Origin of the sequence: Bradyrhizobium pachyrhizi (assembly GCF_029714545.1) — a bacterium.
GTDB classification, from domain to species: domain Bacteria; phylum Pseudomonadota; class Alphaproteobacteria; order Rhizobiales; family Xanthobacteraceae; genus Bradyrhizobium; species Bradyrhizobium pachyrhizi.
Genome location: NZ_CP121667.1, coordinates 8,340,590 through 8,363,480 on the forward strand (window position 1 = coordinate 8,340,590; position 22,891 = coordinate 8,363,480).

Sequence of the window (22,891 nt, forward strand, 5' to 3'; positions counted from 1 at the left end):
CTACTCCGCGGTCTTGATCTTGGCATCATGGATATCTTCCGGATGGAAGATCAGGCGGTAGGTGCGGATCGCGATCAGCAGCACCGCGGAGACGTCGCCGATCCACGACACCAGGAAGAACGGCCAGACCGGCACGCCGAGATCCATGGTGACGATATGGCTGTTCCTGGTGTCGATCACCTTGTCGACCAGCGTGTAGGTCTGCACGCTCACCACGAACAGCAGCACCAGCGTCGCGAAGATGTCGATCCAGCGCTGGTAGCGCGGCGAGGCGTTGGCCCAGACCAGATCCACGGTGATGTGGGTGCCGCGATAGCTCGTCGCCGCAATGCCCCAGAAAATCAGGATGCCGAGCAGGAACTGGCCGAAATTGTAGTAGTCGGGGATCGTCACCGCGAAGAATTTTCGCATGAACACCGCGGTGAAGGTATTAAGCGCGACGACGCCGACGAAGAAGGCCGCGACCCATTCGATCGAATCGATGAAGCGATCCATGAAATTCTTGCGCGCCGGCTCGGGTGGGCCGGTGATGACGCCGTCTTGGGAGACTTCGGAATTGGCAGCCATGCTTCGAGATCCCACCCCGCGTCATGGCCGGGCTTGTCCCGGCCATCCACGTCTTCGTTACCGTTCAGCAGTGAGGCGTGGATGCCCGGGACAAGCCCGGGCATGACGACCTCATTTGCCTCGGCAGCGCCTTAGATCCCCGCCTCGAACTTCTTCAGCGTGGCCTCCAGATCGGCGCCGATCTTTGCCGCATCGCCGCCGGCCCTTTTCACCGCCTCGGCCCAGCTATCGCGCAGCGGCTTGACCGCCTTCTTCCACTCGGCGAGCTGATCCGAAGTCAGCGGATAGACCTCGTGGCCTTCCAGCGCCTTCATCTTGGTGCGGCCATTGGCTTCGAAATCGGTCCAGGGGTCGGTGACCTTGGAGGCCCATTCCGGCGTGCAGTGGTCGTCGATCACCTTCTTCTGGGCAGCCGACATCGAATTATATTTGGCGAGGTTCATGTTGTAGGTGAACACCGTCGAATAGAGCGGCACGTCCATGTGGTACTTCACCACCTTGTCGATGCCGAACAGGAAGATCGAGCCCCAGGGGAAGGTGATTTCGTCGGCCACACCGCGCTCGATCGCATCGCGCGATTCCGGCGCGGAGGCCTGCACATTGGTGCCGCCGAACATCTTCACCATCTCGCCGATGGTGCTCTGCGCGGGCCGCACCTTGACGCCGGAGAGGTCGCTCGGCAGCACGATCTTCTTCTTGCCGTGCAGCGCACCCGGATCGTGGATGAAGGCGAAGCACAGCTTGGTGTCCTTCATCTCGGTCGGCGCATATTTGTGGTACCACTCGTTCAGCGCCAGCGTGCCCTTCTTGCCGTCGGAGAAGGTGAACGGAAGCTGGCCCGCGGCCGCGATCGGGAAACGGCCGGGCTGATAGCCGGGATTGACATAGGTGACGTCGGCGATGCCGTCGCGCGCCATGTCGTAATGGTCGAACGCCTTGCCGAGCTGCTCGGACGGAAACACGGTGACCTTGATGGTGCCGCCCGATGCCTTCTCGATGTCGGCGGCCCAGGCCTGGGTCGCCGGCACCAGCGGATGCGCCGGCGGCACCCATAGCGACACCTTGAGATTGACGGTCTTGTCCTGCGCGACAGCAGGTCGCGCAGCCGGCACGATGGCGGCGGCCATCAACACCGCCAACACTGTTTTCCTCATCACGTCTCCTCCTCTCCAGGGCGAGCTTGGTGCCCGGCCTCATTACTTAACATGTTATCTAATTCAGACGGATATTCAAGACGAAATCCGCCGGGCGGACGCCTCGTCGCACCCTCCGCCCCGGTCCCACGCCGCCGCATCTTGCGCTGCGGCGAACGTGCGTCGCGCGCAAATCCGTCTTGCCAAAACCGTTATATGATATAGTTGCCTTGGCAAGTTGACGGCGCGGGCACCGGCTAAAAGCCTATCCGATCGGGAGGACAAGGTATTGCGGACAAAAGTAGCAATCATTGGTGCAGGTCCGGCCGGACTGTTGCTTGGGCAACTACTTCATACTTTCGGCGTAGACAACATCATTCTTGAGCGGCAGACCCCGGACTATGTGCTGGGACGGATTCGCGCCGGGCTGCTCGAGGAAGGCACCGTGTCGCTGCTCGAGAGCGTCGGTGCCGCTTCCCGGCTGCACCAGGAGGGCCTGATCCATCACGGTCTCGAACTGGCGTTCGGCGGCGCGCGGCACCGCATCGATCTGCATGGCTCGACCGGCAAGACCGTGACCATCTACGGCCAGACCGAGGTCACGCTCGACCTGATGAATGCCCGCAAGGCGGCCGGCCTGACCTCGATCTACTCGGCGGCCGACGTCAAGCCGCTTGATTTCGACACCGATCATCCGCGCGTCAGCTACGTCAAGGACGGCGTCACCCACGAGATCGCCTGCGACTTCATCGCCGGCTGCGACGGCTTCCACGGCATCAGCCGCGCCAGCGTACCGGCGTCGGCGATCACCAGCTACGAGCGGGTGTATCCGTTCGGCTGGCTCGGCATCCTCTCGGAGACGCCGCCGGTCTCGCCGGAACTGATCTACAACAACCATGCGCGCGGCTTTGCGCTGTGCACGATGCGCTCGACCCACCGCAGCCGCTATTACGTGCAGTGCCCGCTCGACGATCATGTCGACCAATGGTCGGACGAGCGGTTCTGGGACGAATTGAAGCGGCGCCTCGACCAGAAGGCCGCCGACGAGATCGTCACCGGCCCCTCGATCGAAAAGAGCATCGCGCCACTGCGCAGCTTCGTCGCCGAGCCGATGCGGTTCGGCCGCATGTTCCTGGCCGGCGACGCCTCGCACATCGTGCCGCCGACCGGCGCCAAGGGCCTCAACCTTGCCGCCAGCGACGTGCATTATCTGTCGCAGGCGCTGCGCGAATATTACGACGAGAAATCCTCCGCCGGCATCGATGGCTATTCGGCGAAAGCGCTGGCGCGGGTCTGGAAGGCGGTGCGCTTCTCCTGGTGGATGACCTCGATGCTGCACAAATTCCCCGACGAGGGCGAATTCGCCGCGCGCATCCAGATCGCCGAGCTCGACTACCTCGTCAGCTCGAAGGCGGCCTCAACCTCGCTGTCGGAGAATTATGTGGGACTGCCGTTCTGATCACCGACTGCCGGCTTCGTCATCCCGGCGGCGCAGCAAGCCTCGAAGGATGCACGGCCCGGCCGGTGGCCGTCGATCCTTCGAGACAGCGCTACGCGCCTCCTAGGATGACGGGACGTGATGCCTGTGCTTAGGCAGCCGCCACGGCCGGCTTCGGCATCAGCCAGGCCAGCACCAGCGCGATCAGCAACAGCGCCGGGACGTCGCCCAGCAGGTGACCGCGCTCGGCCTCGTCACTGACCGCCTGCACGGCCATGATGCCGCCATGCACGACGCTCGACCACACCGTGAACCAGATCAGGCTGCGGTGCTGCAGCGGATCCCGCGCGGCGAGCAGCAGGAATACGCCGAGCGTCGCATAGATGCCGACGATCATCATCGGGTAATGCGAATGGCCGTGGCCCCAGGACCAGCCGGACGGCCAGAGCTGGAACAGCGGATAGACGGCGAAAATCGCGATCAGACCGACCACGACGAGCGCGATGCGAAGATAGGTCAGGCGGGTCACGGCCGACATGGTCTCTCCTCATGCCATGGACGCGGCGCGAAGCATGTCACAAACTGCGGCGGGATGCGCGTGAACTGCGTCACGGTTGGGAAGCGGCCGCGATGCTGATATTGTATCCCGCACCCGGCGCGAGCGAGCTTCAAACAGCCGTGCAAATCCCGTTTAAAACTTTGTAGGCGGTGAAACCGTCATCGACATCGCGTTCAATGGCATCAACGCAACGTCATATGCGAGCTTCAGATGACCACCGATACGCAAGTCGTGCCCGACAATCCCCAAGACGTCCCTCAAGGCTTCGAGCCGCTGTTCCGCAAGAGCCCGCTCACCGAGCCCTGGGAGCCGCTCTACCAAAAGAAGACCGAGCGTGCCGTCATCATCGGCCTGCGGCTGGCGAGGCCGCATACCAACGGCCGCGGCCTGATCCATGGCGGTCTGATCGCAGCCCTTGCCGACAACGCGATGGGCTATAGCTGCGGCCAGGCGACCGGCTGGACCACCTCGTTCGTCACGATCTCGCTCGCGGTCGATTTCGTCGGCTCCGCCAATGTCGGGCAATGGCTCGCGATCGAGAGCGACGTGATCAAGACCGGCAGCACGATCTGCTTCGCGCAGAGCCTGATCAAGGCCGACGGCGTGACCATCGCGCGCGCCAGCGGCACCTTCCGCGTGGTGCCGAAGAAGCCGCCGGTGAGCTAGTCGAAATACCAGTCGGTGATCTCGGTCACGAGATCGATGAAGGTCCGCACCTTGGCCGACAACAGCCGCGTCGTCGGATAGACGACGTGGATCGGCACCGCCGGCTGCTCGAACTCGGCGAGCACGATCTGGAGCCGCCGCGCCTTCAGCGATTCGGCGGCCTGATAGGCCATCACCCGGGTCAGTCCGCCGTCCTGCTCGGCGTACTGGATGGCGGCGTCCGAGCTGTTGCTGGTGAAGCGCGGCGTAGGGGTGATGCGGACTTCGCGGCCATCCTCCATGAAACGCCAATCCGGCGTCGCGGTCATGGCGCCGAACTGGATCGTGTCGTGGGCGGTGAGGTCCGCCGGTCGCTTCGGCTCGCCGCGACGCTTGAGATAGCCGGCCGACGCCACCACGATGCGGCGCATCCGGCCGACATGCCGCGCCACCAGCGTCGAATCCGGCAGGTGCCCAAGCCTGACCGCGAGGTCGACGCCGTCCTCGACCAGATTGATCCTGCGATCGGACAGCCGCAGATCGACGCCGACGCCGGGATAGCGCTTCAGATAGGCGCTCACCACCGGGCTGACATGGAGCCGCCCGAAGCCGAACGGTGCCGAGATCACCAGCCGCCCCTCGGGGCGGGTGCGCTCGTTCTCGACCGCGTCCTCGGCCTCCTCGACATCGGCGAGGATCCGGCGCGCCCGCTCCAGATAGCGCGAGCCGGCGTCGGTCAGCGTCACCTGCCGCGTGGTCCGCTGCAGCAGCCGCGCGCCGAGCCGCTCCTCCAGCGCCGCGATCAGCCGCGTGATGGCGGACGGCGACAGGCCGAGCTTGCGGGCGGCGGGGGCAAACCCCTCGAGGTCCGCCACCGCGACGAAGGCCTGCATGGCGTCGATCCGGTCCATGGCACTATTGCATAATTGGCAACAGTGAAGTGTCAATGCACAAGATTGCTTACGATCTAGGAATGTCCATCTTAAGCAGTGAGGACAACCGCTTAAGGCGCCCGTCACGGGAGGCACCGATGTCAGATGGTCACAGCTATCCGAGCGACGTCGCATTCAGTCCGGCGGTGAAGGCGATCCAGACCCGCAAGGGCTCGCGCGCCACCTACGCCGAGGTCGAGGCGCATGGCGGCTGGCGCAGCGAGATCGACGAGAACCTCGTCGGCTTCCTCAGCGAGGTGAACAGCTTCTATCTCGCGACCGCATCGGCCGACGGCCAGCCCTACATCCAGCATCGCGGGGGGCCGAAGGGCTTTATCAAGGTGCTCGACAAGCACACCATCGCGTTCGCCGATTACAGCGGCAACCGCCAGTTCATCACGCAGGGCAATCTGTCGGAGAATGCGAAAGCGTATATCTTCGTGATGGATTATGCGCACCGCCGCCGCGTCAAGCTGTGGGGTGAGGCGAATGTGGTGGAGGACGATCCGGCGTTGACGCGCGCGCTGATGCCGCAGGGTTACCGGGCGCGGCCCGAGCAGGTGATCCTGTTCAAGGTCGCGGCGTGGGACACCAACTGCCCGCAGCACATTCCGCAGAAGTTCGACGCGGCCGATGTGGCGGCGGCGCTGGCCTCGCGCGACCAGCGCATCGCCGAGCTCGAGGCGGAGCTCGCCGCATTGAAGGGCCAGCCCGCTCCTGCCGCGCCGGCCCAGGCATGATTCGGAAAAGTGCGAAGCGGTTTTCCGGAAGGATCATGCCCCGAACTAAACCTAAAGCGCGATCGCGCTTTAGGCCGCCTGCTGCTGCAGCGGCGCCCAGGCGAATTCCGGATAATATTGCCGCATCATCCGGCCGACATAGGCGGTGAGATTGTCGAACTTCTCGGTGCGCTCGCGCAGCGGCGAATCGAAGAACGGGGTGAGGATTCCCGCCAGCGCGCCGAACGCGGTGGCATCGGTGCCGCACGGCGCATCACCCATCAGATACGGCTTGTCGCCGAGCTGGACCGCCAGCGCGAACAGCGAGCGGATCGCGAGATCGACGTCTTCGTCAGGTCCGTGGCGGCCAAGCCCGCTCAGCAGATAGTTCTCGGCAACGCGGAACTGGGCGTCCTCGCGCATCTTGTCGCGCATATGGTCGGGCGCGCCGTCGAAGAAATGCGCGGGCCCCTTGGCGAAATTGGTATCGTCGACCCATCGCGCGCCGACCAGCGCCCAGTAGACGTGATGTTCGATCATGCGCTCGAAGGCCCAAGCCTGGGCGCGCGCCTGCAGGCTGAGCGGCGCGTCGAAATCGAAGCCGTATTTGCCCTCGATATGGGCGCGGATGAAGGTCGAATCGGCGATCGTCTCGCCATCGTCGGCGATGAACGGCAGCTGGCCCTTGGGAGAGGCCGGCGGCATCGCCTTCTCCTTGCGATAGTCGAGCCCGGCCATCTTGAGCTGGACCTCGGTTTTGGTCACGAAGGGGCTGATTTCCGGCAAGCCGAAGCCCGTGCCAAAGCCAAAAAGCGTAATCATATGAAGCTCCCGATCGCCTGTGGTCGTGAATTGAAGCTAGCCGTCCCCTGCTGCCAGCATGGTGTCAGCAGTAGTGGCATTCACTGTCGAACGGGCCGACGGGTGCGAGGCGGCGAACCGCCTCGCGAACGCGCTTGACCAGCCGTGCCCGCCCGTAGGACCAGACCGTGCTGATCGACTGTGCGATCAGCGCGACCAGGGCCCAGCGCAGGTCGCCGGAAGTGGAGTAGACCGTGACCAGCTGTTCCAGCGCAAAGCCTTGCGCCTGCCGGAAACCGAGTTCGTCAAGATTCGTCATGGACAAATTCCCTTCACTTGAGGTGTTGTCCTGATATAGCCCCCACCTGCTGCCAACATGCTGTCAGCAGTAGCCGGCCGGGGCCCAGAAAAGCCTGCGCACCGAGAGAGACGAGACCCGTCAAGACACTCGTCAAGACGGCTGCCGAAACAGCTACCGAGACACTCGACCAGACACGTGCCAAGAGAGCGATCGAGAGAGTTGCCATGAGACGCGCCGACCGGCTGTTTCAGATCATCCAGGTGCTCCGACGCACCCGTAAGCCTTTGACTGCCGATGCAATCGCAGCCGAGCTCGAGACATCGAAGCGGACGATCTATCGCGACATCGCCAGCCTTATCGAGCAGCGGGTGCCGATCCGCGGCGAGGCCGGCATGGGCTACATCCTGGAGAAGGGATTCGACCTGCCGCCCTTGATGCTGACACCCGACGAGATCGAGGCCTGCGTGCTCGGCGCGCAATGGGTGGTCGGCCACGCCGATCCGGCGCTGGCGCGCGCGGCCGAGGACCTGATGGCCAAGATCGCCGAGACCGTGCCCGACCGGCTGCGGCCGTTCGTGCTTGAGCCGGCGAGCCGGGCCCGCTCGGCCTGGAACCGGGAGCCCGACCGCATCGACATGGTCAGGACCCGCAGCCAGATCCATGAGGGCAAGAAGATCACGCTGAACTATCGCGACGAGCATGGCCGCGATAGCGAGCGCACGATCTGGCCGATCGCGGTCGGCTATCACGAGGCGGTGCGGCTGCTCGCCGCCTGGTGCGAGCTGCGCAAGGATTTCCGCAGCTTCCGCACCGACCGCGTGGTCACGGCGGTCTATCACGACGAGAAATATCCGGAGCGGCGCGACCTGCTCAGGGCGCGCTGGCGCCGCAGCCTGGTCTGGGAAGCGCCGAGGGACACCTGATGGCTGACAACGCGACCGACGCAGCCGACGCAAACCCCTGCCAGTCCTGCGGCGCCTGCTGCAGCTATTCGGAGAACTGGCCGCGCTTCACCATCGAGGACGACGCGCAGCTCGATCTGATCCCACCGCAATTCGTCAACGCGCGACAATCAGGCATGCGCTGCGAGGGCGATCGCTGCTCGGCGCTAGCGGGCCGGGTCGGAGAAGCAACGCGCTGCGAAGTCTATGCGGTGCGGCCGGAGGTATGCCGGACCTGCCAGCCGGGCGACGCGGAATGCGCGATGGCGCGGCGCCGGCACGGGCTGCCGCTCATCGCGAGCGCGCAGCCGATCTGACCAGACGTTACGCCGTGACCCTGTCGCTGACGTCCTCGTCGTCGAGCTCGTCATCGACGATCGGCGCGAAGGTCGTCAGCGGCTTGGTCGACAGCGTGATCGGCTTGCGGCCACCATGCGAAACGGTCGCGGCGCGGGCCGGCTCGCGCGACAGCGCGTAGAGCGTCGAGCCGACACGGCCACCCGAATTCGCCAGCTCCCACTCGCTGCAGCTCGAAGCAATCGCCACCGCGAGCGCGTGCAGATGGCTGCGGCGATAGCAGAACAGCGCGAGCCTCGCCCTGACGTCGGGCGCGACATTGGCAACCAGCAACGAGAGCCCGTTCGGATTGGCGCGGTACATCTGGCCGAGCAGATCGTCGGCAACCGGGCAGGCATCGTTCTCGAAGGCGTCGCGGCTTGAAAACATTTGCAAATCCCCCTCGATCGGGAAGATGCCGCGTAATCCTCTAACGAAAGGTTAACCACGGCTTCCGGTCGCTTCCGGAGGGCCTTGCCCGTTGCGCGCGAATCACATCCGCCCGCGTCGCGGGCATCTGGATTCCTGGTCCCAGGATGTGAGGAAAGGCGCGCGAAACCCGCTCAGTTCGCGGCCATATAGATCGACAGCGCGAAGCCGGTGAGGTGGTGCAGCGCCTGGTCGACCCCGATCAGGGTCCAGAACCAGGGATGGCCGGATTCCAGCGTCACGCCGAAATGCGAGGCGCAGATGCCCTTAGCCCGATCGACGATGATGTGGATCACGAAGTCGATGAAGGCGACGTACCAGAACCGCGGCGCCACCACCAGGATCAGCGCCAGGGCAACCGCGAGATGGACCAGGCAGTGCGCCAGCAGCGGCAGCGCCCAGCCGGTCTTCTGATCCTTGCCGATCGCCATCCAGGCGTTCTGCAGCATGAAGTCGGCGATGATGTGCTTTGCGGTGAGAAGCAACATCCATCCCACCAGGGCACCAACCGACACCGACGATGACATGGAAGGAAACAACAAGCTGACGCCCTTTTACTTCGATGAATGTGATTGCAAGAAATCCGGGTCAGGCCGTCAGCACAATTGCGCAGACCGAAGCGTGTCTCATTTATGACATCTCCGACGGCGGAATGCACCTGCGCCTCCTCGAAAATCACATCTCGGTCCGACGGTCGATAGTGGCAATGGTCATGTGGCATCGCGGCGCAGGCCGGCCGAGATTAAGGTTACGGCCGGCAGCCGGTTTGCATTCCCCCCGGGGAGGTATATCGTCGGCAACATAGGAAATTTTCTTTCTTTTATAGCCATTTACGGATTCACCGGGCAGCGCCGCGCCGATCGGGTTACGGCAACGGGCCGTCCCGGACGGGTGACGAGCCAGGTAATCAGCCATGAGTGCCGAAGCCCCCTCGCCTGCGCCGATGCCGCCGCGCCCACCGGTCGCCAAACCGGTCGTCAAGACCAACCGCGCGCAGATCATCATCTTCACCCTGCTGACGCTGCTGCTGAGCGCGGTCACCGTGATCGGCGGCCGCCTCTGGCTGCGCAATTCCGAAACGCTGGTGTTCGCGGTCGGCGATGCCAAGGGCCCGGAGGCGAAATTCGCCGCCAAGCTCGCCACCGTGCTGAAGAACAATTCGTCACGGCTGCGGCTGAAGATCGCGCCGAACCCCGACAACGCCAAGGCGCTGGCGCAATTCGATCGCCGCGACGCCTCGCTTGCCATCCTGCGCACCGATGCAAGGGTGCCGCCGCGTGCCCGCGCCATTGCGATCCTCGAGCATGACGTGGTGCTGGTGCTCAGCCCCGGCGGCAAGAAGATCAAATCGCTGAGCGAGCTCAAGAAGAAGCGGATCGCGGTCGTCGGCGACGGCGAGAACAGCGTCAATTTCGTCCGCAGCGCGCTCGAGATTGCCGACAGCCCCGACGCGGCGCAGCGGGTACAGCAGGCGCCGCCGAACACACCTTTCGACAAGCTGTTCGCCTCCGGCTTTGCCGCCGTGATCGCGATCGAGCATGCCTCGAAGATCGTGAAGGACAAGACCTACGAGCAATATGCCAAGCGCGCCGGCGGCTTCACGCTGAATTCAATCGACGCGGCCAAGGCGCTGGCGCGCAAATACCCGGCGATTTCGGAGGAGACGGTCTCGACCGGCATGCTGTCGTCCTCGCCGGCGATCCCCGATGACGAGGTCGACACCATCGGGCTGGAATGGCTGCTGGTCGCGCAATCCTCGATGTCCACGACGACAGCCGCCGAGCTCGCGCGCATCATCTATGAGAACAAGTCGGAACTCGCGCTCGACGACGGCTTCGCCTCCAAGATCGAGCCGGCGGCGACCGACAAGGACGCCTTCATCGTCGCCCATCAGGGCGCCGCCGAATACATCAACGACGATACCAAGTCGTTCATGGATCGCTACAGCGACGTGATGTATCTCGGCGCCGCCGCGCTCAGCATCATCGGCTCGATCTTCGCCGCGATCTACACCAAGATCACCCGCGTCGCACCGGAGAAGGCCAGCGAGCTGGCGGGCAGGATCCTCGACATCGGCGAGCGCGTCGAGCACGCCACTTGCGCCGAGCATCTCGACGAATTGCAGGACGAGCTCGAGGCGATCCTGCGCGGCGCGGTGACCGGCCTGCGCGACGGCACCGTTTCCGGCGACGGAATGGACACGTTCAAGCTCGGCTACGAATTGGTCCGCGACGAGATCGCACTGCGCCGCGATCACCTCAAGCGCCACCCGGCGACGCCGGATGAGAACCTCGTGGTGGTGAAGGCGGCGAATGGGTGAAACCAAGCCGTTGGTCACGCCACAAATACAACTGTCGTCCCTGCGGTCGCGCCACATGCACCACTGTCGTCCTGGCTTTCGCCAGGACGACACCGCCTATATTGAACGGCCGGTGAACCATACATCCGCGCTCTCGCGACACGCAGCGGAGCGGGCTACTACCCGACCGCCGCGTCCGTCGGCGTCGCAGCGGCGCCCTCGTGATCCATATGCAGGTAGTTCGGGTTGAACAGGCCGGCCTGCATCAGCCGCTCGAGATTGGGGACGACCAGGGTCTTTCCCTTGAGCACGATCAGGCCGCCGGCGCGCAATTCCTGCAGCGTTCGGTTGACGTGAACCTTGGAGAGCCCGGTGGCATCGGCGAGATCGCCCTGGGTCAGCGGGAAATCACAGCTGTCGCCCTGGGTCAGGCCTGCGGCACGCAGCCGGAGCCAGATCTCGCACAGCAGATGGGCCATCCGCTCCAGCGCCGTTCGCTGGCCGAGGCTCATGGTCCATTCGCGCTGGATCGCCGCGTTGACCAGGGTTTCCCACCAGAACGCGGTCACGATGCGCGGATGTCCGGCTGCGACCTTGTCGAAGAATTCGCGGGAGAGGTCGGCGATCGACACAGCCGTGACGGTACCGATCGAATGGTCCATCTCGCGCAGGATGAAGACGTTCACATCGCAAATGTCGCCGGGCAGGAAGAAAGCCACGATCTGACGCCGGCCGTCCTCGAGCTGCTTGTAGCGATAGGCCCAGCCGGACAGGATCAGATGGACGTCCTTCGGCTTCTCGCCCTCGCGGACGATGTCGACCCGCGGACCAAAATGGCGGACGCGCTCGGTAGACGCGCGATTGAGAAGGACCTGGTCTACCGGCGAAAGCCGTGCAAACTGCTCCAATTTCCGGACTAGCGACGCCAACGATTGGTCTCCCGCATGTTTAATCGGGCAACTGCAGGACCGACTTCAATTACGTATGTTACCTTGCACAGCTATTGACGTATGTTCACTAGTGTACAGACGTCCCAAGGATGCGACGGTTACATCCCCGAGCATCACACACACCTCGGCTCCCGGTGGGTACCACCGGTGAAATACGGGTCCCCCGCTCAAGGGGACGTCTAAGGGACGTTCAGACGAACGGCACGCCGTAGTAGTCGTTCACCGCGCGCGTGGTGCCGATATCGGACCAATTCCACTCGCGCTCGCTGCCGTATTTCGGCGCGCCGCGCAGCTGGCTCTCGGTGACGCCGGTGACATAGCCGCCCAGCCTCGTGTCGTATTTGAGCGACTGCCAGGGCAGCGGATAATGGTCGTTGCCGAGACCGAGAATGCCGCCGAAACCAAGCACGGCGTAAGACACCCGCCCGCTCTTCTTGTCGATCATCACCCGTTCGATCGAGCCGATCTTGCGCTCGTCGGAGCCATAGACCGCGGTGCCCTCGACCTTGTCGCTGCCGATCAGGTTTCCGACCTCCTTCTCGTCCATCGCCATGTCAATTCTCCATTGATCCTTCGACGCCAACGGTCGACCCGGGTCATCGTTCCTGCCGCATTGCCGCGATTGCTGCAGAGCGGAACGACGTTCAGCCCGTTGGAGGATCGCCGCGGTCGTCCGATGTCATGCCGGATCCCGGCGTCTTGTCGGCATCGTTCAATTTCGGATCACGCGTCGCTTCGCGCGCATTCGACTTTCGCGGGTCGGTCTTATGCGCGGCCTGCGCGCGCTGCTTGTCGGCCGGCTGCTCCTGCCCCTTGTTGTCTTTCACGATGCCCTGATTGGAATGTGCCATTGCTTATGTCCTTCTTGTTTCCTTGGCTGCCTTGCTGGAAGACATGAGGGCCCCGGCGATCAAATTCGCCGAGGCCCGTCACCGGAGTGGTCCACCGCCTTTCGGGGAGCAAAGCAGCGAACGCACGGGTGTTACGCAGAGCGCCGAAGATCGTTCCTGCGATCTTCGCGATCCCAGGTCGCGATCTTGGGTCGCGATTTCGGGGCGCGCGGTTTTTCAATTCGACCGATGTCATGGGTTAACGACGGCGTCCGGGGAACAAGCCTAGTATTGCTGTTCCAGCTCGGAGACGGCATGATCAAGAAGAAGCGCAACAGGTCGCGGCCTCCCGGATCGTTCGAAAACCGCTTGCAGAAATTCGCCGAAGATTCGCGCATTGCGGCGCGCAAGCTGCCGCCGGGACGGGAACGCGAAATGCTGATGAAGAAGGCCAGACAGACCGAGACTGTGATGGAAGTCAGCGAATGGCTGACGTTCCGCAAGTAGCCGCGAGTCGCAAAGGAGAGCTGCGATGATCGAGGAACGGTTTGACTCACGCACGCTCTTCGCCATGAACGCTGCGCTCGATCGCGTTTGCGCAGACGCAGCTCACGGCGAGGAACATGACACCCGCCGCCGCGTTGCCAGATACATCATCAAATGCGCCAAGAGCGGCAGGACGACGCTCTCCGAGCTGACCGAAGCCGGACAGCAGGCGCTGGCCAAGGCCACCGCCGCGGCGGGATAACCGGCGCAGCTGCCCTGTTGCCCTCGGCCCTCAGCAGAGGCAGCTACGCATGCGCATTGCGATCAGCATCGGCCTGCTGGCCTTTTTGGCCGCCGTCGGCGCCTACGCCTATGAAGGCCTGACTGTGGACGTCCCGGTGCCGACCTACGGCATCGTGGTGTTCACGATCGGCATTGCGGTTCTGGCTGCTGTTTGCATCGGCCTGATGGGCCTGTTGTTCTATTCCAGCCGCCGCGGCTACGACGAGCCGCCGCACATCAAGCGGTAGGTGTTCTCCGCTTGCGGCGCTATGGGTTGCTTCGCTTCGCGCGCAATGACGCGGGAGCTATCACCGTCACCTTGAGGAGGCCGCAAGGCGGCCGTCTCGAAGGGCGAGGGCCTGTCTGTGGCCGTGCATCCTTCGAGGCTCGCCCAGCGGCGCAATTGCGCCGCAAGGCTCGCACCTCCAGCGACAAAGGCTTCGCCTTTGCGCGGGGATGACGGGTCCAGCACTGAAAATCCCGTTCAATGCGAGCCAACCGCCGGTGCCCGGGCGCGGATCTCCGCGATCTTGCGCTTCAGCGCTGCCTGCCGCGGATCGGGCATGGTGGCGGCGCGCGCTTCCGCAATGGCGCCGGCAAGATCGGGAAGCACGAGCACGCCGTCGAAGGTCGGCTTGGCGAGCCCGTCGATGATCACGTGCCAGTCCGCGATGCCCTGGCGGTAGGGATCGCCGTAACCCTGGATCATGGTCGCGGTCTGCACGACCGCCGGGGCGGCGCCCGGCTGCTTGGTCAGGCTGCGGTCGATCATGTGCAGCCAGCGCTCGACCCAGACGCGCTCCCTGGCATAGCGTCCCGAGAACAGCCGCCAGCGCTTCAGGCCCGCCTCGATCCTGAGCCGGCGAACGCTGAAGCGGTTGTTGGCGCTGAAGCGAATCGAGACCCGGCGACGCCGCCAGCCGAATTGTTCCAGCACGCCGAGCACCGGATCGGCGACCACCGCCGGCAGGGCGTCGATCAACTCGTCAAGGCGAAACTTCTTGACGTCATCGGCCGAGCGCGCCGCAAGGCCGCCCACCGCATTGACTTCGCCGAGCTTGAGCTGCGCGATGCGGATCGCGTCCTCATACGCCATGCGCGCCGCCATCAGGCGGGCGATCTCGGCAAGCAGGGCGTCGTCGACGCCGCGGCGGCCGACGAAGCGCTTGAGCCGGTCGATATAGAGCTGGGCGTAGCTCGTGCCCTGATAGGCGATCAACAAGTCGATGGCCTTGGTGACGGGCGGCCCGAGATGGTCCGGGCAGGCGTCGGGCAGCACCGGCGGCCCCTCGTCCTCATCGCCGATGATGTCGGCAAAGAGGTAACGGAGCGAAGCCAGGAGACCGTCGTCATCCGGCACTGCGGCGCCTCCAGAACTCGTCACGGGGCTCATGCAGGTTTTGGCTCCGCAACCTGTGGGGTCGTGTGCTGTGCAAGTTGCTGCTCGAGCGTCGAGATATTCTGGAACAGACGGGCGCTGGCGAGGCGCAGAAAGTAGAAGCCGAAGGCCGGGTTCTGGACGTAAAGCTGCTCGACCTGGTCATAGGTCACTGACAGCACCATGCCGGTCTCGACGCACTCCAGCGTCTGGGTTCGCGTGTTCGACGGCGACAGCATGCCGAACTCGCCGACGAGGGCGCCGACCGGCAGCTCGATCCCCGATTCGACCAGGCGGAAGCGGCCGCTGACAATGTAGAACATGCTGTCGGCCTTCTCGTCCTTGTAGAACAGGACTTCCCCCGCGGTGCATTTGCGCTCCGTCGTGAACGGCCTGAGCCAATCCATCGACAGGTCGCTGTTGACCGATCTTTTCACGTTGCGGACAAGTTGCAGCATCTGGTGCAGCCGATAGGTGTTCACCGGCAGCAGCACGGCATGCAGAATCAGCGTCGCGTAATTGTGCGTCGGGATCGCGGTCGCGATCAGGATGATGTTGGTCAGGATGGCGAAGACGCGCAACGGGATCATGGTGCGCATTGACAGCGTGGCGACCACGAAAATCGAAGCGAAGAGACTCCCGGCGGCGCCGGCGTGCTGCGCGAGATGTGAGGTATCCATCGGAAACCAGCCAATTCTCAAGAAGTGAATAAGATCGTCTTATTAGTCGCTTCATTCCTGCCCTGGTTTGCCTGCCCGAATCGCCTGCCTAGTCACACAGGAGTCGCAGCGGCGAACCAGCATCCCTGATATACGGGGAAAAAGCGACGTTTTGTCCGATTTCTCACATTCGCGGGCGCAAAATCGGGCCAACATGGTTAGGCCTTTCGTCCAACTGATGGGTCTTTCGCCGCGAGCATCCCGCCACGGCCTGCGCGTTGACGGCCTCAACCGGGAGAGGCACGTTGTGACATCGGCTCCGCCGTTCGCAGGGCCTCAATTCCAGCAGTTCATCGACAGGCAAGCTCCGTTCCGATGTCCAAGCGGCTCGTCCTTCCGGCCTTGACGCGCTTCGTTTCCGCCACCGCCGGCCGCAACATGACCACGGCGGCCTATGTCGCCGTCGCGGCCGGTGTCGCGATGATGACGCTGCTGACGGTCGCGCCGGCCCATGAGGCGGCGCCGCGCTGGGTCGATGCGCTGCTGTGGGCCTGCCTTGCCTATTTCGTATTCGAATGGCTGGTGCGGCTGCGCCACATGGGGCGGCAGGGCAAATTCTGGTTCTACGCGCTGTCGAGCGCCGGCGTGGTCGACGCGATCGGCGCGCTGGCCGTGCCGGTCGCCTTGCTGTCCGGCGTCGAGCCGAAGACCGCCTGGCTGCTCGGCGTGCTCTGGGTGCTCAAGGTGGTGCCGGGCATTCCCGGCCTGCGCCAGCTCCGGCGCGTGCTGGTGGTGGAATCCGGGCCGCTGCTCAGCGTGCTCGTGATCTTCCTGATGGTGGTGTTCCTGGCCTCCGTCGCGGAATATTTCCTGGAGCGGGACGTCCAGCCGCAGACCTTCGGCAGCGTGCCGGCGGCGCTGTGGTGGGCGGTGGTGACGCTGACCACGACCGGCTATGGCGACGTGGTGCCGATCACCCCGCTCGGCCGCGTGGTCGCCGCCATGGTGATGATCTCGGGCCTCGGCGTGTTCGGACTGTGGACCGGTATCCTGGCGACCGGCTTTGCCGCAGAAACCCGTCGCGACAATTTCTTGAGAACCTGGGAGACCGTCAGCAAGGTGCCGTTCTTCGCGCATCTCGGCCCGGCCGCGATCGCCGACGTCACCCAAATGCTGCGGACCATGGACCTGCCGCCGCGCACCATGATCATCCGCAAGGACACCAATGGCGACTGCATGTATTTCGTCGCCGCCGGCGAGGTCGAGGTCGACCTGCCCGGGCGCAAGGTGAAGCTTGGCGAAGGCGAGTTCTTTGGCGAGATGGCATTGCTCGGCAACGCCAAGCGCGGCGCCAGCGTCTCGACCAGCAAGGTGACCAGGTTGTTGGTGCTTGACCTGGTCGATTTCCGCCTGTTGATGGCAAGGCATCCCGATCTCGCCGAGACCATCGACGCCGAGGCCAAGCGGCGCGAACGTGAGAATCAATAATGATGGAGACCAAGATGGCTGACGCGGCCGACACCGCCAGCGGACCCGTGCTCGAAATCGCGGGCCCGCGCGCAACGATCCGCCTCAACCGGCCGAAGCACCTCAACCGCCTGCAGGCCGAGGATCTCGGCGAGCTGCTGACATTGTTCGACCGGATCGAGGCCGATCCCGCGATCCGCGTGCTGGTGCTAACCGGAACCGGCCGCGCGTTCTCCGCCGGCTACGACCTCAACTCGGTCGCCGAGCGCGCGGTGAGCGCGAGCGAACAGCAGAGCGCGGGCTCGGCGTTCGAGGTCGTGGTCAACCGCCTCGAGGATCTCAGTGTGCCGACGATCTGCCGGCTCAATGGCGGCGTCTATGGCGGCTCGACCGACCTCGCGCTCGCCTGCGACTTCCGCATCGGCGTCGATACCGCCGAGATGTTCATGCCGGCGGCGCGGCTCGGGCTGCACTATTACAAGAGCGGCATCCAGCGCTACGTCACGCGGCTCGGCGTCGACAACGCCAAGATGCTGTTCCTCACCGCGCAGAAGATATCGGCGCCCGAGATGCTGCGGATCGGCTATCTCACCGCGATGGTATCGCTCGACCTGCTCGACGAGGAGGTCGACAAGGTCGCGACGATCCTGGCCGGCAATGCGCCAAAGGCGATGGCCGGCATGAAGCGCGCGATCAACGAATTCGCCCGCGGCGAGCTGGACGAGGCCGCCGCCGACGCCCGTCACCGCGAGAGCATGCGCGGCGACGAGATCAAGGAAGGCATCAAGGCCTTCGCCGAGAAGCGGGCGCCGCGGTTTTAGCGATTGGTCGCACGGCACACTCCCCTTCACCCTCCCTGGAGGGGGAGGGTCGGGTCACATGGAGCGCAGTGGAATGTGAGACGGGGTGGGGTGATCTCTCAGCACGAACGGTGCCCGAGTGGAGAGATCACCCCACCTCGGTTCGCATTGCATGCGAACCGATCCTCCCCCTCCAGAGGAGGATGAGAGCAGTGCCTCTTCACGCCCGCTTGCTCCGCATCGCGCGGACCTGCGCGATGTCGGGATCCGCGGCGAGTGCCTGGTAGCGCTTGCTGTCGACGGCGTAGAGCGCGATGCGCCCCTCGGCGTCGGCATGGACACCCCAGCCGAAGCGCTTGCCGAGCGGCGAGGCGCGCATGCAGGCCTGGCCGCGCGAGAAGAACGTCTCGCGGGCGAGGCAGCGCGCCTTCTTCGCGGCTTTCGCATCGAGCGCGCGGCCGGCCGCCGACGTCGCGAACACGACGTCGTCGGAGGTGTACTTGTAGGGCGCGCCCGCGATCATCCGGTATTGCAACACGGCGACCGTCGGCTGGCCGCCGCGCAACTGCGGCTCCTCGCCGCGCTGCGCCGGGCAGTCCTCCGCGACGCGGATCAAGGTGTTGAAGCAGTTGGTGCTGTGCAGGACTTTCGCCATCGGCCCGATCCGTATCACACTCCGGCGGCCGCGGCATGCTGCGCCGCCATCTCGTCGTCGGCCTTCGATATGCGCTGGAAGGCCGGGCGCGCGGCGATGCGCTCGGCATAGCGGACGAACACGTCCCTTTTCGGCACGATGCCCAACATCATGGTCCAAGAGAGCGCGATGCCCCAGAGGATGTCGGCCGCCGTGATCTCCTCGCCGAGCAGATAGGGCCCCTTTGCCAGCTGCGATTCCAGCGCGCCCAGCATGGTGTCGTAATCGGCATAGGGCGACTGCGTGATCGGCGCGGGCTCGCGCTTCATGAAATGGTCGATCACGGCCGGCTCGAACGATGAACCGTAGTAGGCGATCCAGCGCAGATACGGGCCGCGGCGCGGATCGTTCAGCGCCGGCGTCAGGCCGGCCTGCGGAAACAGATCGGCGAGATAGATGAATATCGCGACCTGCTCGGTGACCAGCGCGTCGCCGTGGCGGATCGCCGGCACCTTGCCGAGCGGATTGATGGTGAGATAGGCGGCCTTGCGCTGCTCGCCGGCCTTCATGTTCAGGACCCGCAGGTCATAGGGCGCGCCGAGTTCCTCCAGCAGCACGCGGGTGCCGGTGGCGCGGCTCTGCGGCGAATAATACAGCGTGACGCGGTCGGTGGGGGCAGCGGTGGTCATGATCGGGTCTCCTGGCGCCGTCGGGGCATGGCCTCCTTATGACTGCCTATACCTGACATCTTGTGTCAGGTATGATTTGGCCATGCGCGCGAGCCGGCTGTTTTCCATCCTCACCACCCTGCAGGCGCGGGGGCAGGTCACCGCACTTGAGCTGGCGGAAGCTTGCGAGGTCTCGGTGCGCACGATCTATCGCGACATCGACGCGCTGGCCGCCGCCGGCGTTCCGGTTTACGCCGACCGTGGCGCCGAGGGCGGCTATCGCCTGCTCGACGGCTATCGCGTGCGGCTCAACGGCCTGTCGCAGGGCGAGGCCGAGGCGCTGTTCATGGCCGGTCTCCCGGGGCCCGCCGCAGCGCTCGGCCTCGATGCCGCGATGGTGGCGGCGCAGACCAAGCTGATGGCGGCGCTGCCGGAGAACCTGCGGCCCAACGCGCGAGGGATGCAGCAGCGCTTCCATCTCGACGCGCCCGGCTGGTTCGGCGAGACCGAGGAGCCGAAGCATCTGCGCGCCATCGCCGGCGCCGTGCTGCGCGAGTCCATGCTCGAGATCCGCTACCAGAGCTGGAAGGCCGAGAAGCGGCGGCGCGTGGCGCCGCTCGGCCTCGTGCTGAAGGGCGGCAGCTGGTATCTCGCCGGCCTCGTCGACGGCAATGTGCGCACCTACCGCGTCGCCCGCGTGCTGGATTGCGCGGTGCTGGAGACGCCGTTCGCGCGGTCCGCGGAGTTCGACCTCGCCGCCTATTGGCGCGCCTCGATCGAGCGGCTGGAGGCCGAGCTGCATCCGAACGAGGCCACGGTGCGGCTGTCGCCGCTCGGGCTGAAACTGTTCGATGCGCTGGCCCACCCTTACGTGAAGGCGCGGATGCAGCTCGCTGATGGTACCGACGCCGACGGCTGGCGGCTCGCCACCATGCCGGTCGGCAAGACGGTGTGGCATGCAGCGACCGAATTGCTGCGGCTCGGCGCCGAGGCCGAAGTGGTCGCGCCGCCAGAGTTGCGCGAGAAGATGGCCGAGCTGACGGGCGCGATGGCCGCCCGCTATGCCGACGCGCCGGCCCGCCGCGCTGCCCGCCGTTAATACCGGCTATCGGAGCTGATGACGAAGCGATCGAAAAAATTGACCGGCAGGATCTCGAACTTGTCCAGCGTCAGCGTAATCCCGGTCACGAAGTCGACGCCCTTGATGGTGCCCTCAAGGTCGATCCGCCGGCCGCGGCGCAGGCCGCGGGTTTCCGGATGTTGCTCGATGTCGATATAGGCATAGATCGGATTGTCGAGCCGGGAATGGCGATGCCAGCCGCGCTGCAGGAAGCTGAATTGCAGCACCGAGCCCGCGCCCCAGTCGATCGCGTCGAAGAAGCGGGTCTTCCAGGCGACGGGCTGCCCCACATAATGCGCCGTGATGAACGCGTCGCGCTCGAGCGCAGGCAGACGGTGCAGCTGCCAGCTGATCTCCGCCGGCGTCAGGGAGGCGTTATTCGCCATTGTTGTTCTTGTCGTTTCTTCTTGTAGCTCTTCTTGTCCTCGGCGGGAGGGTGAACCGGCCTTCCCGCCTTGAGGAAACTATACATCGACGAATGTGACAGTATCTTCCACGGTCGCGCGCGACGTGCGGTAGCTGTTCACCTTGTGCGCATGATCGGCATAGCCGAACGAGATACCGCAGACAACCCGGCGATCGTCGGCCAGGTTGAAATGACGGCGGATCAGCCCGGAATGGCGCGCGATCGCCGCCTGCGGGATGCTGCCGAGGCCGAGCGCCTGCGCCGCCAGCATGAAGTTCGAGACATAGCCGCCGCAGTCGATCGCACCATAGATGCCGAGCGGCTCATTGGTGTGGACCACGGCAATGTGCGGCGCGCCGAAGAAATTGTAGTTCTCCAGCGCCTGTTTCGCGTAGGCCGGCTTGTCGCCGCGCGCGATGCCGAGCGTATTGTAGAGCTGGAAACCGCTTTCGCGGCGGCGCTCCAGATAGACCCCGACATATTCGCGCGGCGGCGTGAAGTCGTAATCCTCGCCGAGGCCGCGCGACGCCTCGGCATAGATCGCCTTGCGAAACCGCTCCTTGGCCTCGCCGGAGACGATCAGCACCTGCCAAGGCTGGCTGTTGCACCAGGATGCGGTGCGCTGCGCGGTCGACAGAATGTGCTCGATGACCTCGCGCGGCACCTCGCGCGGCTGGAACGCGCGCACCGAGTAGCGCTCGTTGAGCAATTCCTCGAGCGCGCCGATGCGGTCCTCGGTCGGGTAGCGCGGCTTGGTGGTGGCATCCATGCTCAGCGCCCCTTGGTCGGGATCTTGTTGTAGGGCACGTCCTTGTCGACGCGGATGTCGCCGGGCAGGCCCAGCACGCGCTCGGCGATGATGTTGCGCAGGATCTCGTCGGTGCCGCCGGCGATGCGCATCGAGGGCGACGACAGCAGCATCTGCTGGAACTGGCCGTTGGCCTGCTCCTCATCGGTGCCGGCGAGGCTGCCCGCCGCGCCCTCGAGGTCCATCGCAAAGGTCGCGATATCCTGCAGCATCAGGCCGGAGACGAGCTTGCCGATGGAGTTTTCCGGGCCCGGTCGCTCGCCCTTCGACAGCGCCGAGATGGCGCGGTAGCTGGTGTATTTCAGCCCGCTCGCCTTCACCGCCCAGCTCGCAAGCCTGGAGCGCACCGCCGGATCGTCGATCGCAAGACCGTCCTCCAGCATCAAATTGGAGCAGAACTCGAACATCTCGGGCACGCCCGTGGCGAGCCGCGCGCCGATCGACATGCGCTCGTTCATCAGCGTGGTCAGCGACACGCTCCAGCCCTCGCCGACCGCCCCCAACCGCTGGCTGTCCGGGATCACGACGTCGGTGAAATAGACCTCGTTGAACTCCTGCATGCCGTTGGCCTGCTTGATCGGCCGCACCTCGACGCCGGGGCTCTTCATGTCGAGGAAGAACATCGTCAGACCCTTGTGCTTCGTCACATTCGGATCGGTGCGCGCGATCAACAGGCCGTAGTCGGAGTAATGCGCGCCTGAGGTCCAGATCTTCTGGCCGTTGACGACCCAGTTGTCGCCCTTCTTCTCGGCGCGGGTGCGCAGCCCCGCGACGTCGGAGCCGGCCGACGGCTCGGAGAACAGCTGACACCAGATCTCCTCACCGGAGGCGAGCTTCGGCAGATAGCGGCGCTTGGCCTCCTCGCTGCCCCAGGCCATCACGGTCGGGCCGCACATGCCCTCGCCGATCTGGAACGGTTGGGTCAGCTTGCCGTAGACGCCCTCTTCCTGCTGCCAGATCACGCGCTCGATCGGGGTGGCGCCGCGGCCGCCATATTCCTTCGGCCAGTGCAGGCAGGCCCAGCCGCCCTCCGCCTTCTTCTTCTGCCAGGCCTTGCCGACCGCGACCATGTCGTGCCTGGCGAGCCGGATGCGGCCGAGCGACGACTTCGAGAGCTCCTCTTCGAACTCCTTCGGCGCGTTGGCCGCGATCCACTTGCGGGCGATGGCGCGGAATTCGGCTTCCTGCGGCGTGTCATCGAAATTCATGGCGGCTCCTTTTCTTTGTCATTCCGGGGCGCGCGCAGTGCGAACCCGGAATCTAGAAGTTATGTCGCTCGAGGTTCCGGGTTCGCCGCTTCGCG

Annotated in this window: 30 protein-coding genes; 12 read left to right on the forward strand and 18 right to left on the reverse strand. The window is 64.8% G+C overall.

Annotated elements, in window-relative coordinates:
* Both QA639_RS39425 and QA639_RS39430 read right to left on the reverse strand, forming a co-directional pair.
* Positions 1 to 567 carry a TRAP transporter small permease gene (locus QA639_RS39425; RefSeq protein ID WP_050382608.1) on the reverse strand — a complete coding sequence of 189 codons (567 nt, stop codon included), beginning with the start codon at positions 565 to 567 and terminating at the stop codon, positions 1 to 3.
* Between the two features lie 131 nt (positions 568 to 698).
* Entirely contained in the window at positions 699 to 1,721 is a 1,023-nt protein-coding gene (locus QA639_RS39430; protein WP_050382605.1) for a TRAP transporter substrate-binding protein, read from the reverse strand.
* Between the two features lie 268 nt (positions 1,722 to 1,989).
* Here QA639_RS39430 and pobA point away from each other — a divergent pair, with 268 nt between their 5' ends.
* Positions 1,990 to 3,159, forward strand: coding sequence for a 4-hydroxybenzoate 3-monooxygenase (gene pobA / locus QA639_RS39435; RefSeq protein WP_157342297.1), 1,170 nt, complete (start codon positions 1,990 to 1,992; stop codon positions 3,157 to 3,159).
* A 130-nt stretch (positions 3,160 to 3,289) separates the two neighbouring features.
* Here pobA and QA639_RS39440 read toward each other — a convergent pair whose 3' ends face one another.
* Positions 3,290 to 3,676 carry a DUF6632 domain-containing protein gene (locus QA639_RS39440; protein ID WP_050382601.1) on the reverse strand — a complete coding sequence of 129 codons (387 nt, stop codon included), beginning with the start codon at positions 3,674 to 3,676 and terminating at the stop codon, positions 3,290 to 3,292.
* A gap of 231 nt (positions 3,677 to 3,907) precedes the next feature.
* Here QA639_RS39440 and QA639_RS39445 point away from each other — a divergent pair, with 231 nt between their 5' ends.
* A complete protein-coding gene (locus QA639_RS39445; RefSeq protein ID WP_050382599.1) occupies positions 3,908 to 4,363 on the forward strand; it encodes a PaaI family thioesterase in 456 nt (151 codons plus the stop codon).
* On the opposite strand, the gene QA639_RS39450 is transcribed toward QA639_RS39445, so the two are convergent.
* Positions 4,360 to 5,253, reverse strand: a complete 894-nt coding sequence (locus QA639_RS39450; protein ID WP_028336545.1) for a LysR family transcriptional regulator — start codon at positions 5,251 to 5,253, stop codon at positions 4,360 to 4,362. The genes QA639_RS39445 and QA639_RS39450 overlap by 4 nt on opposite strands.
* A gap of 119 nt (positions 5,254 to 5,372) precedes the next feature.
* Between QA639_RS39450 and QA639_RS39455 the strand changes: the two genes are divergently transcribed.
* On the forward strand, positions 5,373 to 6,014 hold the full coding sequence (locus tag QA639_RS39455; RefSeq protein WP_028336546.1) for a pyridoxamine 5'-phosphate oxidase family protein: 642 nt from the start codon (positions 5,373 to 5,375) through the stop codon (positions 6,012 to 6,014).
* A 69-nt stretch (positions 6,015 to 6,083) separates the two neighbouring features.
* On the opposite strand, the gene QA639_RS39460 is transcribed toward QA639_RS39455, so the two are convergent.
* Both QA639_RS39460 and QA639_RS39465 read right to left on the reverse strand, forming a co-directional pair.
* Entirely contained in the window at positions 6,084 to 6,815 is a 732-nt protein-coding gene (locus QA639_RS39460; protein ID WP_028336547.1) for a glutathione S-transferase family protein, read from the reverse strand.
* A 64-nt stretch (positions 6,816 to 6,879) separates the two neighbouring features.
* Positions 6,880 to 7,113, reverse strand: a complete 234-nt coding sequence (locus tag QA639_RS39465) for a hypothetical protein (protein WP_028336548.1) — start codon at positions 7,111 to 7,113, stop codon at positions 6,880 to 6,882.
* 206 nt (positions 7,114 to 7,319) lie between these two features.
* On the opposite strand from QA639_RS39465, the gene QA639_RS39470 reads away from it, so the two are divergent.
* Positions 7,320 to 8,018 (forward strand): helix-turn-helix transcriptional regulator, encoded by a 699-nt coding sequence (locus QA639_RS39470; protein WP_028336549.1) that lies wholly within the window; start codon positions 7,320 to 7,322, stop codon positions 8,016 to 8,018.
* Positions 8,018 to 8,353: a YkgJ family cysteine cluster protein gene (locus QA639_RS39475; protein WP_028336550.1), complete on the forward strand. Its 336-nt coding sequence runs from the start codon at positions 8,018 to 8,020 to the stop codon at positions 8,351 to 8,353. The genes QA639_RS39470 and QA639_RS39475 overlap by 1 nt, the downstream gene beginning before the upstream one ends.
* 7 nt (positions 8,354 to 8,360) lie before the next feature.
* Here QA639_RS39475 and QA639_RS39480 read toward each other — a convergent pair whose 3' ends face one another.
* Together QA639_RS39480 and QA639_RS39485 are read right to left on the reverse strand one after the other, a co-directional pair.
* Positions 8,361 to 8,762, reverse strand: coding sequence for a hypothetical protein (locus tag QA639_RS39480; protein WP_016847470.1), 402 nt, complete (start codon positions 8,760 to 8,762; stop codon positions 8,361 to 8,363).
* A gap of 173 nt (positions 8,763 to 8,935) precedes the next feature.
* Entirely contained in the window at positions 8,936 to 9,289 is a 354-nt protein-coding gene (locus QA639_RS39485; RefSeq protein ID WP_016847469.1) for a DUF3307 domain-containing protein, read from the reverse strand.
* Between the two features lie 425 nt (positions 9,290 to 9,714).
* On the opposite strand from QA639_RS39485, the gene QA639_RS39490 reads away from it, so the two are divergent.
* Positions 9,715 to 11,121 carry a TAXI family TRAP transporter solute-binding subunit gene (locus QA639_RS39490; RefSeq protein ID WP_244978453.1) on the forward strand — a complete coding sequence of 469 codons (1,407 nt, stop codon included), beginning with the start codon at positions 9,715 to 9,717 and terminating at the stop codon, positions 11,119 to 11,121.
* 158 nt (positions 11,122 to 11,279) lie between these two features.
* Here the strand turns inward: QA639_RS39490 and QA639_RS39495 are convergent, their stop codons facing one another.
* The 3 genes from QA639_RS39495 to QA639_RS39505 form a co-directional block, all read right to left on the reverse strand.
* Positions 11,280 to 12,029 (reverse strand): Crp/Fnr family transcriptional regulator, encoded by a 750-nt coding sequence (locus QA639_RS39495; RefSeq protein ID WP_028336552.1) that lies wholly within the window; start codon positions 12,027 to 12,029, stop codon positions 11,280 to 11,282.
* Between the two features lie 211 nt (positions 12,030 to 12,240).
* On the reverse strand, positions 12,241 to 12,603 hold the full coding sequence (locus tag QA639_RS39500) for a PRC-barrel domain-containing protein (protein ID WP_016847466.1): 363 nt from the start codon (positions 12,601 to 12,603) through the stop codon (positions 12,241 to 12,243).
* A 91-nt stretch (positions 12,604 to 12,694) separates the two neighbouring features.
* Positions 12,695 to 12,901: a hypothetical protein gene (locus QA639_RS39505; protein ID WP_016847465.1), complete on the reverse strand. Its 207-nt coding sequence runs from the start codon at positions 12,899 to 12,901 to the stop codon at positions 12,695 to 12,697.
* A 186-nt stretch (positions 12,902 to 13,087) separates the two neighbouring features.
* Here QA639_RS39505 and QA639_RS39510 point away from each other — a divergent pair, with 186 nt between their 5' ends.
* Genes QA639_RS39510 through QA639_RS39520 form a run of 3 tightly spaced genes read left to right on the forward strand, consistent with a single transcriptional unit; the run spans position 13,088 to position 13,896 of the window.
* The gene (locus QA639_RS39510) at positions 13,088 to 13,387 is read left to right on the forward strand and encodes a hypothetical protein (RefSeq protein ID WP_244978454.1); all 300 of its coding nucleotides are present in this window, start codon (positions 13,088 to 13,090) and stop codon (positions 13,385 to 13,387) included.
* A 25-nt stretch (positions 13,388 to 13,412) separates the two neighbouring features.
* Positions 13,413 to 13,628, forward strand: coding sequence for a hypothetical protein (locus QA639_RS39515; RefSeq protein ID WP_028336553.1), 216 nt, complete (start codon positions 13,413 to 13,415; stop codon positions 13,626 to 13,628).
* A gap of 49 nt (positions 13,629 to 13,677) precedes the next feature.
* Positions 13,678 to 13,896 carry a hypothetical protein gene (locus QA639_RS39520; protein ID WP_028336554.1) on the forward strand — a complete coding sequence of 73 codons (219 nt, stop codon included), beginning with the start codon at positions 13,678 to 13,680 and terminating at the stop codon, positions 13,894 to 13,896.
* Positions 13,897 to 14,132: 236 nt separating this feature from the next.
* Here the strand turns inward: QA639_RS39520 and QA639_RS39525 are convergent, their stop codons facing one another.
* On the reverse strand, positions 14,133 to 15,008 hold the full coding sequence (locus QA639_RS39525) for a DUF6537 domain-containing protein (RefSeq protein ID WP_028336555.1): 876 nt from the start codon (positions 15,006 to 15,008) through the stop codon (positions 14,133 to 14,135).
* Between the two features lie 29 nt (positions 15,009 to 15,037).
* The gene (locus tag QA639_RS39530; protein WP_028336556.1) at positions 15,038 to 15,706 is read right to left on the reverse strand and encodes a Crp/Fnr family transcriptional regulator; all 669 of its coding nucleotides are present in this window, start codon (positions 15,704 to 15,706) and stop codon (positions 15,038 to 15,040) included.
* 354 nt (positions 15,707 to 16,060) lie between these two features.
* On the opposite strand from QA639_RS39530, the gene QA639_RS39535 reads away from it, so the two are divergent.
* Together QA639_RS39535 and QA639_RS39540 are read left to right on the forward strand one after the other, a co-directional pair.
* Positions 16,061 to 17,173, forward strand: coding sequence for a cyclic nucleotide-gated ion channel (locus QA639_RS39535; RefSeq protein WP_050382580.1), 1,113 nt, complete (start codon positions 16,061 to 16,063; stop codon positions 17,171 to 17,173).
* A 14-nt stretch (positions 17,174 to 17,187) separates the two neighbouring features.
* A complete protein-coding gene (locus QA639_RS39540; protein ID WP_157342303.1) occupies positions 17,188 to 17,973 on the forward strand; it encodes an enoyl-CoA hydratase/isomerase family protein in 786 nt (261 codons plus the stop codon).
* 199 nt (positions 17,974 to 18,172) lie between these two features.
* Here the strand turns inward: QA639_RS39540 and QA639_RS39545 are convergent, their stop codons facing one another.
* Together QA639_RS39545 and QA639_RS39550 are read right to left on the reverse strand one after the other, a co-directional pair.
* Entirely contained in the window at positions 18,173 to 18,607 is a 435-nt protein-coding gene (locus QA639_RS39545; RefSeq protein ID WP_028336559.1) for a DUF6157 family protein, read from the reverse strand.
* 14 nt (positions 18,608 to 18,621) lie between these two features.
* Complete coding sequence (locus QA639_RS39550; RefSeq protein ID WP_157342305.1) at positions 18,622 to 19,275, reverse strand: glutathione S-transferase family protein; 654 nt, start codon at positions 19,273 to 19,275, stop codon at positions 18,622 to 18,624.
* A gap of 82 nt (positions 19,276 to 19,357) precedes the next feature.
* On the opposite strand from QA639_RS39550, the gene QA639_RS39555 reads away from it, so the two are divergent.
* Positions 19,358 to 20,353, forward strand: coding sequence for a helix-turn-helix transcriptional regulator (locus tag QA639_RS39555; protein WP_157342306.1), 996 nt, complete (start codon positions 19,358 to 19,360; stop codon positions 20,351 to 20,353).
* On the opposite strand, the gene QA639_RS39560 is transcribed toward QA639_RS39555, so the two are convergent.
* The 3 genes from QA639_RS39560 to QA639_RS39570 form a co-directional block, all read right to left on the reverse strand.
* The gene (locus QA639_RS39560; protein WP_157342309.1) at positions 20,350 to 20,760 is read right to left on the reverse strand and encodes a hypothetical protein; all 411 of its coding nucleotides are present in this window, start codon (positions 20,758 to 20,760) and stop codon (positions 20,350 to 20,352) included. The genes QA639_RS39555 and QA639_RS39560 overlap by 4 nt on opposite strands.
* A 78-nt stretch (positions 20,761 to 20,838) precedes the next feature.
* Positions 20,839 to 21,549, reverse strand: a complete 711-nt coding sequence (locus QA639_RS39565) for a nitroreductase (RefSeq protein ID WP_157342311.1) — start codon at positions 21,547 to 21,549, stop codon at positions 20,839 to 20,841.
* Between the two features lie 2 nt (positions 21,550 to 21,551).
* A complete protein-coding gene (locus QA639_RS39570) occupies positions 21,552 to 22,796 on the reverse strand; it encodes an acyl-CoA dehydrogenase (protein WP_157342313.1) in 1,245 nt (414 codons plus the stop codon).
* Between the last annotated feature and the right edge of the window lie 95 nt (positions 22,797 to 22,891).